The organism is Saccharothrix sp. 6-C (assembly GCF_016695385.1).
GTDB lineage: Bacteria > Actinomycetota > Actinomycetes > Mycobacteriales > Pseudonocardiaceae > Actinosynnema > Actinosynnema texasense.
The window spans coordinates 7459121-7471970 of sequence record NZ_CP064192.1; the positions used below are offsets into that span (position 1 = coordinate 7459121).

Consider the following 12850-nt stretch of genomic DNA (forward strand, 5'->3'; position numbering starts at 1 on the left):
CGTGGGCGGTATGACGCTCACCGGCCTGCACGTCCCGCTGATCACGCCGTTCGACCGGTCGGGGGCCGTGGCCCTCGACGCCCTGGAAGCCCTCGCCCACCAGGCGTTGGACGACGGCGCGCGTGGCCTGGTGGCGTTGGGCACCACGGCGGAGCCCTCGTCGCTCAGCCCGGTGGAGCAGCAGGCGGTGCTCGGGGTGGTCACCCGGGTCTGCCGTGAGCGCCACGCGCCGCTGATCGTCGGCGCGAACACCGCGCAGGCCCTCCAGGCGTTGGCCGACCACCCGGAGGTGGTGGCGTCGCTGACCGTGGTGCCGTCGTTCGTCCGGCCGGGCGAGGACGGCGCGCTGGCCCACCTGACCCGGCTGGCCGCCGACAGCCCGGTGCCGCTGGTCGTGTACGACATCCCGTACCGGACGGGTCAGTACCTGTCCGCGGCGGCGCTGCGACGCCTCGGCGACGTGCCCGGCGTGGTGGGTCTGAAGTACGCGGCGGGCGGGATCAACGCCGACACCGTCGAGCTGTTCGCCGACCTGCCGTCCGACCTGGCCGTCCTGGGCGGTGACGACACGTTCATCTCGCCGCTGCTGGCGCTCGGCGCGCACGGCGGCATCCTGGCGTCGGCGCACGTCGCCACCGCCGGGTTCGTCCGGCTGATCGACGCCTGGCACGCCGGTGACGTGGCCGCGGCGCGGGCCCTGGGCGGGCGGCTGGGCCGGCTGTCGGCGACGCTGTTCGCCGAGCCGAACCCGACCGTCGTCAAGGCCGTGCTGCACGCCCAGGGCCGGATCCCGACCCCGGACGTCCGCCTCCCGCTGCTGCCGGCGCACCCCGACAGCACCTCCGCGGCCCTCGCCGCCCTCGACTCGACGGCCCCGGTCGCGGTCGGTCCGAACGGGTGACGGCCGGGGCCGGCCGTGCTCGCCGGGCGCCCGTCACCTCAGCCGCACGCCTGCCCGCCACACGGCGTGCGTGAGCGGGACGCCCGGCCGGTAGGCCAGGTGCGTGGTCGAAGGCGCGTCCAGCACGTGGACGTCGGCGCGGGCGCCCGGTGACAGGTGGCCCACGTCGTCGCGGCGCAACGCCTTGGCGCCGTTGAGGGTGGCGGCGGTGATGGCCTCTTCGACGGTGAGCCGCAGTTGGAGCACCGCCGTCGTGATGCAGTAGGCCATCGAGGTCGTGTACGAGCTGCCGGGGTTGCAGTTGCTCGCGAGGGCGACCGTCGCGCCCGCGTCGAGCAGCCGGCGCGCCGGCGGCAGCGCCTGCCGGGTCGACAGGTCGCACGCCGGCAGCAGGGTGGCGACGGTGGCGGAGTTCGCGAGCGCGTCGACGTCGGCGTCGGACAGGTAGGTGCAGTGGTCGACGCTCGCCGCGCCGAACTCCACCGCCAGCCCCACCCCGGGCCCTTCGCCCAGCTGGTTCCCGTGCACCCGCAGCCCGAGGCCCTTGGCCCGGGCCGCCGCCAGCACCGCCCGCGACTGGTCGGCGTCGAACGCGCCCCGCTCGCAGAACACGTCCGCCCACCGCACGTGCGGCGCGACGGCGTCGAGCATGTCGCCGATGACCACCGCGACGTACTCGTCCGCGTCCACGCCCGGCGGCACCAGGTGCGCGCCCAGGAAGGTGACCTCGTCGGCCACCCGCGCGGCGATCCGCGCCGACCGCACCTCGTCCTCGACGGTCAGCCCGTACCCGGTCTTCGTCTCGACCGTGGTCGTCCCCTGCGCCGCGGCCTCGGCGACCAGCCGCCGCAGGTTCGCCGCCAGCTCGTCGTCGGACGCCGCCCGCGTGGCCTCGACCGTGACCGCGATCCCGCCGGCCGCGTACGCCTCACCGGCCATCCGGGCCTCGAACTCGGCCGTCCGGTCACCGGCGAACACCAGGTGCGTGTGGCTGTCGACCCAACCCGGGAGGACCGCCCGGCCCTCCACGTCGACCCGTTCGTCGGCGGCCGGCGCGGCCGAGGCGGACCCCACCCACGCCACTCGGCCGTCGGCGAGGACGAGCGCGGCGTCGGTCAGGCGGCCCAGCTCGGGGTCGTTGGTGGTCAACTCGCCGATCCCGGTCACGAGGGTGCTCATCCGGCTCCGATCCGCTCGCCCAGCGACCGGGTGACGTCGCTCAACAACCGCGCGACGTCGCCCAGCCGCTCGTGCACGCCGTCGCGCGCCACGACCTTCCCGCCCACCACGACGGCCGCCACGTCGGACGCGGTGGCGGCCAGGACCACCTGCGAGGGCTCGACACCGGCGGTCCGGACCGAGTCCAGCCGGACGGCGACGAGGTCGGCCGGCGCGCCGACCTCCAGCCGACCGGCTTCCGGCCGGCCGATCGAGGCGTGGTTCGTCATCGCCGCGACGAGCTCCGCGGGCGTGAACCGGCCACGCTGCCCCGTCCGCAGGCGCTCGTGGTGCTCCAAGGCGCGCGCCTCCAGCAACGGGTCGATCACGGCGTGCTGGTCGCTGCCCAACGACAGCGGCGAGCCCGCCTCCGCCAACTCCCGCGCCGGCCCGATGCCGTCCGCCAGGTCCGCCTCTGTGGTCGGGCAGAAGCAGACGCCGGTGCGGGTCGAGCCGAGCAGCCCGATGTCCTTCGCGGACAGGTGCGTCCCGTGCACGGCCGTCGTGCGCGGTGTGAGGGCGCCGGCCTCGGCCAGCAGCTCGGTCGGCGTGAGGCCGTACGCCTGCAGGCACGCCTCGTTCTCGGCGGGCTGCTCCGACAGGTGCACGTGCAGCGGCCGGTCCGGGAACGCGCCCGCCACCAGCGACAACACCTCGCGCGGCACCGCGCGGACCGAGTGGATCGCCGCGCCGACCTTGGTGTTGTCGTCACCGCGCAGCTCGGCGACCCGGTCCAGCCACCGGTCCCCCGTGCCGTCGGAGAACCGCTCCTGCACCCCGCGCACGGGCTGCCCGATCCCGCCCGCCAGGTAGCAGGCGTCCAGCAGGGTGAGCCTGATCCCGGCGTCCAGGGCGGCCTGCCGGAGGGCCTCGGCCATCTCGTTGCCGCCGTGGTGCAGGTAGTGGAACTCGCCCACCGCCGTCACCCCGGCCACGGCCATCTCCGCGTACACCGCCCTGGCCAGCTCCAGGTACGAGTCCGGCGTCAACCGCTCCGCCACCGCGTACATCCGGTCGCGCCACGTCCAGAACGTGCCGCCGTCGGCGTTCGTGCGCCCGCGCAACGCCCGGTGGAACGCGTGCGAGTGCGCGTTGGCGAAACCGGGGAGCACGAGGCCGTGGAGGCGTTCCACGCCCAGCGGAATCGTGTCCACAGTGGACACGGAGGTGATGGTCCCCCGGTCCACGCGCACCAGCACCCGTGCCGCGATGCCGTCCGGCAACCACGCCCGCTCGCACCAGAAGCTCTTCATCGCGCCAGGTGCTCCAAGGTCGTCGCCAGCGCCGCCACGCCCGCCGCGCAGTCGTCCGCCTCGGCGAACTCCTCCGGCGCGTGGCTGATCCCGGTCGGGTTGCGCACGAACAGCATGGCGGTGGGCACGTGCGCCGCCAGGATGCCGGCGTCGTGACCGGCCCCGGTCGGCAACGCGGGCGTGCCGCCGCCGAGCGCGTCCCGCACGCGGGACATGAGGCCGGGGTCGAAGTGCACCGTCCCGCCCCAGCTCTCCTCGGTCACGCGCACCTCGCAACCTTCCTCCTCCGCCGCCGCGCGCGCCGCCTCGGTGATCAGCCCGACCACCTCGCGGGTGCGCGGCTCGTCACCGGCCCGCGCGTCCAGCCACACGTCCACCGACGACGCGATCACGTTGGTGCCGCCCGGGTTCGGCACGATCCGGCCGACCGTGGCCCGCGCGCCGGAGGTGGCCGCCCGGCGCGCGGCGAGCACCACCCGCGCGGCGGGCAGCATCGGGTCGCGCCGGTCCTCGATCACCGTCGCGCCCGCGTGGTTGCCCTCGCCGCGGAACGTGTACCGCCACCTCCCGTGCGCCAGGATCGAGCTCGCCAGCCCGACCGGCACGTCCAACCCGCGCCCCTGCTCCACGTGCAGCTCGACGAAGGCGCCCACGGACGACAGCGCGCGGTCGTCGCGCCCCATGCGCAGCGGGTCGAACCCGGCGGCGTGGGCGGCCTCGCCGAACGTGACGCCGTCCGCGTCCACCAGCTTGCACGCGGCCTCCGCCGTGATCGCGCCCGTCATCAGCCGCGACCCGAGGCAGGCGACGCCGAAGCGCCCGCCCTCCTCCTCCACGAACACGACGATCGCCAGCGGCTTCGACGGCGTGAACCCGCGCGCCCGCAGCACGTCGAAGGCCTGCAACGCCGACACGACGCCCAGCGGCCCGTCGAACGCGCCGCCGCCGGGCACCGAGTCGAGGTGGCTGCCGGTGATCACCGCGTCCGACCCCGGCCTGCCCCACCACGCCCAGAGGTTGCCGTTGCGGTCGGGCCGCACGTCCAGCCCCCGCCGCTCGGCCTCCTGCGTGAACCACTCCCGCAGCTCCAGCTCGACCCGGTCGAAGCCGTGCCGCGAGTAGCCCCCGCGCCGAGCGTCACGTCCGACGTCGGCGATGTCCGCGAGGTCGGTCATCCGGCGCTCATCGGGATCGGCACCCGCTTCTCCTCGGCCACGTCGACCGCCCGCTGGTACCCGGCGTCCACGTGCCGGATCACCCCCATGGCGGGGTCGTTGGTCAGCACCCGCTCGATCTTCTGCGCGGCGAGCGGCGTGCCGTCGGCGACGGTCACCTGACCGGCGTGGATGGAGCGGCCGATGCCGACGCCGCCACCGTGGTGCAGCGACACCCAGGTCGCGCCCGACGCGGTGTTGACCAGGGCGTTGAGCAGCGGCCAGTCGGCGATGGCGTCCGAGCCGTCGGCCATCGCCTCGGTCTCCCGGTACGGCGACGCGACCGAGCCGCAGTCCAGGTGGTCGCGGCCGATCACGATCGGCGCGGACAGCTCGCCCGACGCCACCATCTCGTTGAACTTCAGGCCCGCGAGGTGCCGCTCGCCGTAGCCGAGCCAGCAGATGCGGGCGGGCAGGCCCTGGAACTCGACCCGCTCGCCGGCCATCTTGATCCACCGCGCGAGCTGCTCGTTCTCCGGGAACAGCTCCAGGATCGCCCGGTCGGTCTTCGCGATGTCGGCCGGGTCGCCGGACAGCGCCGCCCAGCGGAACGGGCCCTTGCCCTCGCAGAACAGCGGCCGGATGTAGGCGGGCACGAAGCCGGGGAAGTCGAACGCCCGCTCGCAGCCGCCCGCCTTGGCCTCGCCGCGGATCGAGTTGCCGTAGTCGAACACCTCCGCGCCGCGGTCCAGGAAGCCCACCATCGCCTCGACGTGGTCGGCCATCGACTCGCGGGCCCGGTCGGTGAACTCGTCGGGCTTGGCGGCGGCGTAGTCGGCCCAGTCCTCGACCGGGACGCCCTTCGGGCAGTACGCCAGCGGGTCGTGCGCGGAGGTCTGGTCGGTGACGACGTCCACCGGCACGTCGCGGCGCAGCAGCTCCGGCAGCACCTCGGCGGCGTTGCCGATCAGGCCGACCGACAACGCCCGGCCCTCGGACTTGGCGCGCAGCACGCGGGCGACGGCGTCGTCGAGGTCGTCGGCGATCTCGTCCAGGTAGCGGGTCTCCACGCGGCGGCGGGCGCGCTGCGGGTCGACCTCGACGCAGAGCGCCACGCCCTCGTTCATGGTGACCGCAAGCGGTTGCGCGCCGCCCATGCCGCCGAGACCGGCGGTCACGGTGAGCGTGCCGCGCAGGGTGCCGTTGAAGCGCTTTTCGGCCACGGCGGCGAACGTCTCGAAGGTGCCCTGGAGGATGCCCTGCGTGCCGATGTAGATCCACGAGCCGGCCGTCATCTGGCCGTACATGGTGAGGCCCTCGGCTTCGAGGCGGCGGAACTCGGGCCAGTTCGCCCAGTCCGGCACGAGGTTGGAGTTCGCGATGAGCACGCGCGGCGCCCACTCGTGCGTGCGCATGACCCCGACCGGGCGGCCGGACTGCACGAGCAGCGTCTCGTCGTCCTTGAGGTTCGTCAGCTCGCGGCTGATGGCGTGGAAGCTCGGCCAGTCGCGCGCGGCCTTGCCGGTGCCGCCGTAGACGACCAGGTCCTCGGGGCGCTCGGCCACGTCCGGGTCGAGGTTGTTGTGGAACATCCGCAGCGCGGCCTCGGTCGGCCAGCTGCGGGCGGTCAGTTCGGTCCCGCGGGCGGCACGCACCATCACAGCACTCCCTTTCGGATCAGGTCTTCGGCGGCGGCGATCTCCGGCGCGAGGTGGCGGTCCGGGCCGGGGCCCTCGACGTGCTCGCGGAGCTTCGCGACGGCCGCCGCGGTGGCGGGGGCGGGGTTGAGCGGTTTGCGCAGGTCCAGGGCACGGGCCGCGGTCAGGAACTCGATCGCGAGGACCCGGCGCAGGCCGTCGACGGCCTGGCGGAGCTTGCGCGCGGCCGACCAGCCCATGGAGACGTGGTCCTCCTGCATCGCGCTGCTCGGGATCGAGTCGACGGACGCGGGCACGGCCAGCCGCTTGAGCTCGCTGACGATCGCGGCCTGCGTGTACTGGGCGATCATGTGGCCGGAGTCGACGCCCGGGTCGTGCGCCAGGAACGGCGGCAGGCCGTGCGACCGGTTCACGTCCAGCATCCGGTCGGTGCGGCGCTCGGCGATGCTCGCCACGTCCGCGGTGGGGATGGCGAGGAAGTCCAGCACGTAGGCGATCGGCGCGCCGTGGAAGTTGCCGTTGGACTCGACCCGGCCGTCGGCCAGCACCACCGGGTTGTCGATGGACGACGCCAGCTCGCGGTCGGCGACGGTCTCGGCGTAGGCGACGGTGTCCCGCGCCGCGCCGTGCACCTGCGGCGAGCAGCGCAGCGAGTAGGCGTCCTGGACGCGGGTGCAGTCCGGGCCGCGGTGGCTGTCCATGATCTCGGAGCCGCGCAGGATCTCCGCCATGCGCCGCGCCGACCGGCCCTGGCCGGGGTGCGGGCGCAGGGCCTGGAGGTCGGCGGCGAACACGCGGTCCGTGCCGAGGAGGGCTTCCACGCTCATCGCGGCGGTCAGGTCGGCGACGTCGAGCAGGTAGCCCAGGTCGCGGACCGCCAGCACCAGCATCCCGAGCATGCCGTCGGTGCCGTTGATCAGCGCCAGGCCCTCCTTCTCGGCCAGCCGGACGGGTTCGATGCCCGCTTGGGCGAGGGCCCGCGCGGCGGGGACCAGGCGCCCGCCGGCGTCGCGGACGTCGCCCTCGCCGGTGAGGGCGAGGGCGGCGGCGGACAGCGGCGCGAGGTCGCCCGAGCAGCCGAGCGAGCCGAACTCGTGCACGACCGGGGTGATGCCGGCGTTGAGCATCGCGGCCATCGCCTCGGCGGTCTCCAGCCGGACGCCCGTGTGGCCGCTCGCCAACGTCTTGAGGCGCAGCAGCACGAGGGCGCGCACGACCTCGCGCTCGACCTCGGGGCCCGAGCCCGCCGCGTGCGAGCGGACCAGGGACTGCTGGAGGGCGGCGCGGCGGTCCGGCGGGATGTGCCGGACGGCCAGCGCGCCGAAGCCCGTGGACACGCCGTAGGTCGGCTGCTCGGCCGTGGCCAGGCGTTCGATGTGCGCCCGGGCGGTGGTGACCGCCTCGCGGGCCGCCTCCGTGATCTCCACGCGCGCGTCGCCGCGGGCGACGGCGTGGACGTCGTCGCGGGTCAGGGGTTTCGGACCCAGCTGCACGGGTTGCTGCATGTGCCCATCTCAACCCGGCGGACCGATCCGCACGACCCGACATCCGCCGATCGTGTCTGGTATCCGAGACGGCTCGGCGAACCGAAATCGGCGTCCGCGCGGCCGGCTCCACCGGTAGCTTCACCTGGACCACCAGGGGTGAGGGGTGAGCATGGGTGTCCGGGTGCGCGACCTGACCAGGACGTTCCGCAAGGGCAAGGGCTGGCGGCCCAAGGGCGCGGAGGTGACCGCGCTCGACGGGCTCACGCTGGACGTGCCGACCAACGAGGTGCACGGCCTGCTCGGTCCGAACGGCGCGGGCAAGACCACGCTGTGCAAGGTCCTGTCCACGGTCCTGCTGCCGACCTCGGGGACCGCCGAGGTGCTCGGCCACGACGTGGTGACCGGCGCGGCCGAGGTCAGGCGCCTCGTCGGCATCGTGTTCGGCGGCGAGCGCGGCCTGTACGGGAAGCTGACCGCGCGGCAGACGATGCGCTACTGGGCCGCGCTCCACAAGATCCCGGACGCGCGCGCCAAGGCCCGCGCCGACGAGCTGCTGACCCGCCTCGGCCTCGCGGACAAGGCCGACGACCTCGTGGAGACGTTCTCGCGGGGCATGAAGCAGCGGGTGCACCTGGCCCGCGGCCTGATCGGCGACCCGAAGCTGATCCTGCTCGACGAGCCGACCACCGGCATGGACCCGGTCGCCGCGCGCGACTTCCGCGAGCTCATCCGCGAACTGCGCGACGAAGGCCGCACGATCCTCATCACCACCCACGACATGGACGAGGCCGAGGACGTCTGCGACCGGGTCACCCTGATCGACAGGGGCCGGGTGCTGGCCACCGAGTCGCCGCGCGGCCTGGCCGAGATGTCCGGCCTGCACCGCTGGGTCGAGGCCGAGACCTCGCTGGACGTCACCGGCGTCCCCGGCGTGGTCGCCACCGAGACCCGCAACGGCGTGCTGCGGGTCGAGACCGCCGACGACCGGGCGGCGCGCGCGGTGCTGGACTTCCTGCTGGACCGCGGCGTGCGCTCGGTGCACGCCGTGCCGCCCCGGTTGGAGGACGTCTACCTCGACCTCATCGGCCGCCGCGGCATGGAGGTCTGAGCCGTGCGCCTGTTCCTCTCCGGCGTCCGCACGCAGTTCTGGCTGCTCCGCAGGCAGCCCGACGAGCTGCTGACGCTGTGCACGATCCCGTTCACCGTGGTCATGATGCTGTCGATCGTGATGCACGCGGCCCGGCCCGACCTGGTCGCCAACGCGTTCCTCGCGCCCACCCTGATCGGGTTGTGGGGCTTCGCCACGGGACTGGCCACGACCGTGCTCGTCGGCGAGCGCTGGACCGCCACCCTGGAGCTGGGCATGGCCGCGCCGGGTGCCGTGCACTCCGTCTACCTGGGGCGGATCTCGGCGGTGATGGTGCTGGGCGTCGTCCCGCTCGGTGAGACGTGGCTGCTGGGCCGGCTGCTGTTCGGCGTGACCCCGGAGGTGCACCACCCGTGGGTGTTCTGGGCGGCGATGGCGGCGTCGGTGTTCGCCATGATCGGCACGAGCCTGCTGCTGGCGGCGTCGATGCTGCTGTCCAAGAACAGCAACAACTACCTGAACTTCCTCAGCTTCCCCGTCTACCTGCTGTCCGGGGTGATGGTGCCGGTGCAGTACCTGCCGGAGTTCCTGCGACCGCTGTCCCACGCGATCTTCCTGTCGTGGTCGGCGGACCTGATGCGGGACGCCATGGCCGTCGAGGCCGTCACGGGCGCCGGCTGGCGGCTGCTGGCGATCGTCGGCCTCGGGGCGGCCGCCCTCGTCGGCGGGCGGGCGCTGCTGGCGGCGGCCCTGCGGCGGGCGCGCGAGCTGGGGGCGGTGACGTATGCGTGACCAGCTGCGGGTGCTCAAGCACGGCCTGATCGCCTCGTGGACCATGTTCTCGGCGTTCCAGACGTGGAAGACCTGGACCTTCACCTGGCTGTCGCGGCTGCTGATCCAGGCCTGCTTCTTCGCCTTGATCGGCCGGATGCTCGGGTCGCAGCAGCAGGTCGACTACCTGCTCGTCGGCAACGTGGTCGCGATCATGGCCATCGACGCGACCGTCGTGATCCTGCTGGCCGTCGGCGAGCGGCAGGCGGGCACGCTGGCGCTGATGGTCGCCGCGCCGTCCACGCACCTCACCGTGTACCTGGCGAAAGGGCTGGTGAACCTCGGGTCGGGCGTCGCCGCGTCGACCACGGCGTTCCTGGTGCTGCCGCCGCTGTTCGGGGTGCGGCTGCCGTGGCCCTCGGCGGCGCTCGTGCCGTTGATGATCTTCGTGGTCGGGTTGTCGTGCTACTGCTACGGGACGTGCGTGGCGTCGTTCGTGCTCGGGTTCCCGTCGGCGCGGTGGCTGGCGCTGAACCTCAGCTACCTGGTGCTGATGACGTTCTGCGGGGTGAACGTGCCGACGTCGTTCTGGCCGGGGTGGCTGCGCGCGGTCACGTCCGTGCTGCCGATGACGCACGGGCTGGCCGCGATCCGGGCGTTCGTGGCGGAAGCGCCGGGGGCGGTGGTGCTCGGGCAGCTCGGGTTGGAGCTGTGCGTGGGCGGGGCGTGGTTCGCCGTGGCGGCGGTGAGCTTCAACCGGATGGTCCGCCGGGGCCGGCGGGACGGGACGATCGAGTTCGGCGGCTGAGCGCGCGGCAGGCGCTCCCCGCCGGGGAACGCCTGCCGCGGTCATCGTGCCCGGTTCGCGGGACGGACTACGGCGTGCCGATCCAGGCCACGTCCGGGTCGGTGTCCACCGCCAGCGCCTGCGCCACCCGCGCCAGCACCTCGACCGAGGCGTGCTCGGTGTGCAGACCGGGCGGCACGGACCCGCCCTGGAAGTGCTTGAACTCGTTCGGCTTCACGCGCACCTGGAAGCCCGGCGCGAGCTGCACGGCGAGCAGGCCGAACCCGTCGGCGGAGTAGTGCGCGGGCCGGCCGGCCACGGTGGTGGGGGTGGAACCGGCCGGCGCCTCGGCGGTCCGCAGCAGCTCCACGTCGTAGCCGACGTCGTCGAGGTTGCTCGTGCCGGCGATCGTCCAGTCGGCCGCGCTCGGACCCTTCACCACGACGTGCGGGTAGTCGTTCAGCGAGAACGGGATGCGCATCGACGTGGGGTCGGCCACGACGGAGTCGGCGATCCGCCGCACCTGCGCCCGGACGTCGACGCCCGTCACGTTCTCCAAGCTGACGCTGAGCACGCGATCGGGGGTGGCGTTCCAGTACAGGTTGTCACCGAACCAGGCCGCCGGCACGCCGCCCACCGTCGTGCGGTCGCCGACCGGCGCGTCCTCGACCTTCGGACCCACGTCACCGGCGATGGAGGTGAGGACGCCGAAGCGGACCAGCGGCGAGCCGGGGTCCGTCGAACCGGGCGCGTAGAGGCGGGCCGTGCCCCACGCGCCGATGATGCGCTCCCGCTCGGCGTACCCGTCGAGCATCACCCCCGGCCGGTAGTCCAAGGCCCGGGTGGGCACGTCGGCGACCGGGACGGGAGCGGGCGCGGACGTGGTGGTGAGCCGCTGGGCGGGCGCGACCTGGTCGACGGCCGTCCCGTTCACGGTGGTCACGACCAGCGCCGCCGCGGTGGCCGTCGTGCCGGCGGCGGCGAGCACCAGCAGCAGCGGCTTGCGCGCCCGCCGCGGCCGGCGCAGGGCGGCGAGCACCGCCCCCGGCGGCGGCGTGCGCTCAGCCCGGTGGCTCAGGGCGTCGGTGATCAGGGTTTCGGTGATGTCGTTCGTGTCGGTGGTGTCGTTCACAGTGACTGCCTCACGCGATCGTCGGCGCGCAGGACGGCCAGCGCGCGAGAGATGTGGCTGCGGACCGTGACCTGGGCGCACCCCAGGACGGCGGCGATCTCGGCGTCGTCGCAGCCCTCGTAGTAGCGGAGGACGACGGCGGCCTTCTGCTTGCGCGGGAGCCGGTCGATGCGCTGGAGCATCGCCTCCCGCTCGTCGTAGCGGTCGGCGGGGTCGGGTTGGGGCGGGTCCACGCCAGTCAGCGGCAGGTGCGCCTTCAAGCGGCGGCGCCAACCGAGGTACTCGTTGGTCACCATCCGCTTGAGGTACGCGGCCGGCAGCTCGACCGAGCCGATGCGCGCCCACTTCTGCTGCGCCCGGATCAGGACCTCCTGGACCACGTCCTGAGCCAGGTGCGGATCTCCGGTCAGCACGGTGGCGTAGCGCAGCAGCGGGGTCACCTGTGCCGCGGCGAACTCCTCGAAGCCGGTGCTCATACCCCTCCAATGCGCCCCGACGCGGTTTTGTTGAGAATGGGTTCCGTGGGAGGCAGCAGCGACGTGCCGGCGTTGCGCCGAGGGCTCGCGGTGCTGCGCCTGCTCGCCGGCAGGCCGGGGCCGCTGTCCGCGGCGGCGGTCGCGCGGGAGCTGGGTCTGCCCAGGTCGACGACCTACCACCTGCTGGCGGAGCTGACCGCGGCCGGGTTCGCGACCCACTTCCCCGAAGAGCGGCGGTACGGGCTGGGCGTGGCGGCGTTCGAGCTCGGCTCGGCCTACCTGCGGCACGACCCGCTGGAGCGGTTGGCGCGGCCCGTGCTGCGGCGGTTGGTGGACGAGGTCGGGCGGACCGCGCACCTGGGCGTGCTGCACGGCGCGGAGGCGCTGTACCTGGTGCGCGAGCAACCCCGCCGGCCGACCACGATCGTGTCCGACGTCGGCGTGCGGCTACCGGCCCACCTGACCGCGTCGGGACGGGCGATGCTGGGACGGCTGCCCCCGGCGCAGGTCAGAGCCCTGTTCCCGGGCCCGTTCGTGGACCGCACCGGGCGTGGGCCGCACGACCTGCCCGCGTTGCGCCGGCTGCTGGCCGTCGAGCGCAGGCGCGGGTGGGCGGTGGAGGACGGGTACGTGACAGCCGGCTTCGCATCGGTCGCGGCGGCCGTCTTCGACCACGGGGAGCGGCCGATCGCGGCGATCACGGTGACGTTCCGGCACCTGTGCGACACCGAGTGCGGTGAGACGTGGCCGGAGTTGGCGGTGGAGGCGAGGCGGGCGGCGGAGGAGCTGACAGGGAGGATCGGGGGGCGGGGGTGAGGGGGTGGGGTGAGGGGGTGGGGTGAGGGGGTGGGGTGAGGGGGTGGGGTGAGGGGGTGGGGTGAGGGGGTGGGGTGAGGGGGTGGGGGCGGTTAGGGCAGGTGGGGGTG

The 12850-nt window shown here is 74.0% G+C and carries 12 protein-coding genes; 5 read left to right on the forward strand and 7 right to left on the reverse strand.

Annotated elements, in window-relative coordinates; all coding sequences use genetic code 11:
* Window positions 1–10 precede the first annotated feature (10 nt).
* The gene (locus IOD16_RS31935) at window positions 11–901 is read left to right on the forward strand and encodes a dihydrodipicolinate synthase family protein (protein WP_201437488.1); all 891 of its coding nucleotides are present in this window, start codon (window positions 11–13) and stop codon (window positions 899–901) included.
* 33 nt (window positions 902–934) lie between these two features.
* Here the strand turns inward: IOD16_RS31935 and hutI are convergent, their stop codons facing one another.
* From hutI to hutH, 5 genes are read right to left on the reverse strand one after another with little or no spacing between them, the layout of a single operon-like run.
* Window positions 935–2080, reverse strand: coding sequence for an imidazolonepropionase (gene hutI / locus IOD16_RS31940; protein ID WP_201437489.1), 1146 nt, complete (start codon window positions 2078–2080; stop codon window positions 935–937).
* Entirely contained in the window at window positions 2077–3372 is a 1296-nt protein-coding gene (locus IOD16_RS31945) for a formimidoylglutamate deiminase (protein ID WP_123745578.1), read from the reverse strand. The genes hutI and IOD16_RS31945 overlap by 4 nt, the downstream gene beginning before the upstream one ends.
* Window positions 3369–4547 carry an allantoate amidohydrolase gene (locus tag IOD16_RS31950; protein WP_201437490.1) on the reverse strand — a complete coding sequence of 393 codons (1179 nt, stop codon included), beginning with the start codon at window positions 4545–4547 and terminating at the stop codon, window positions 3369–3371. The genes IOD16_RS31945 and IOD16_RS31950 overlap by 4 nt, the downstream gene beginning before the upstream one ends.
* Window positions 4544–6184, reverse strand: a complete 1641-nt coding sequence (gene hutU, locus IOD16_RS31955) for a urocanate hydratase (protein WP_201437491.1) — start codon at window positions 6182–6184, stop codon at window positions 4544–4546. Before hutU ends, IOD16_RS31950 begins: the two co-directional genes overlap by 4 nt.
* Window positions 6184–7689: a histidine ammonia-lyase gene (gene hutH, locus IOD16_RS31960; protein WP_201437492.1), complete on the reverse strand. Its 1506-nt coding sequence runs from the start codon at window positions 7687–7689 to the stop codon at window positions 6184–6186. Before hutH ends, hutU begins: the two co-directional genes overlap by 1 nt.
* A gap of 151 nt (window positions 7690–7840) precedes the next feature.
* On the opposite strand from hutH, the gene IOD16_RS31965 reads away from it, so the two are divergent.
* The 3 genes from IOD16_RS31965 to IOD16_RS31975 are packed head-to-tail and all read left to right on the forward strand — an operon-like array spanning window position 7841 to window position 10337.
* On the forward strand, window positions 7841–8779 hold the full coding sequence (locus IOD16_RS31965; protein WP_201441649.1) for an ABC transporter ATP-binding protein: 939 nt from the start codon (window positions 7841–7843) through the stop codon (window positions 8777–8779).
* 3 nt (window positions 8780–8782) lie between these two features.
* Complete coding sequence (locus tag IOD16_RS31970; protein ID WP_123745574.1) at window positions 8783–9550, forward strand: ABC transporter permease; 768 nt, start codon at window positions 8783–8785, stop codon at window positions 9548–9550.
* Window positions 9543–10337, forward strand: coding sequence for an ABC transporter permease (locus IOD16_RS31975; protein WP_201437493.1), 795 nt, complete (start codon window positions 9543–9545; stop codon window positions 10335–10337). Before IOD16_RS31970 ends, IOD16_RS31975 begins: the two co-directional genes overlap by 8 nt.
* 67 nt (window positions 10338–10404) lie before the next feature.
* Here IOD16_RS31975 and IOD16_RS31980 read toward each other — a convergent pair whose 3' ends face one another.
* Both IOD16_RS31980 and IOD16_RS31985 read right to left on the reverse strand, forming a co-directional pair.
* Window positions 10405–11448, reverse strand: a complete 1044-nt coding sequence (locus tag IOD16_RS31980; protein ID WP_201437494.1) for a hypothetical protein — start codon at window positions 11446–11448, stop codon at window positions 10405–10407.
* Complete coding sequence (locus IOD16_RS31985; protein ID WP_201437495.1) at window positions 11445–11924, reverse strand: SigE family RNA polymerase sigma factor; 480 nt, start codon at window positions 11922–11924, stop codon at window positions 11445–11447. The genes IOD16_RS31980 and IOD16_RS31985 overlap by 4 nt, the downstream gene beginning before the upstream one ends.
* 45 nt (window positions 11925–11969) lie before the next feature.
* On the opposite strand from IOD16_RS31985, the gene IOD16_RS31990 reads away from it, so the two are divergent.
* Window positions 11970–12740, forward strand: coding sequence for an IclR family transcriptional regulator (locus tag IOD16_RS31990; RefSeq protein ID WP_123748336.1), 771 nt, complete (start codon window positions 11970–11972; stop codon window positions 12738–12740).
* Window positions 12741–12850: the final 110 nt, after the last annotated feature.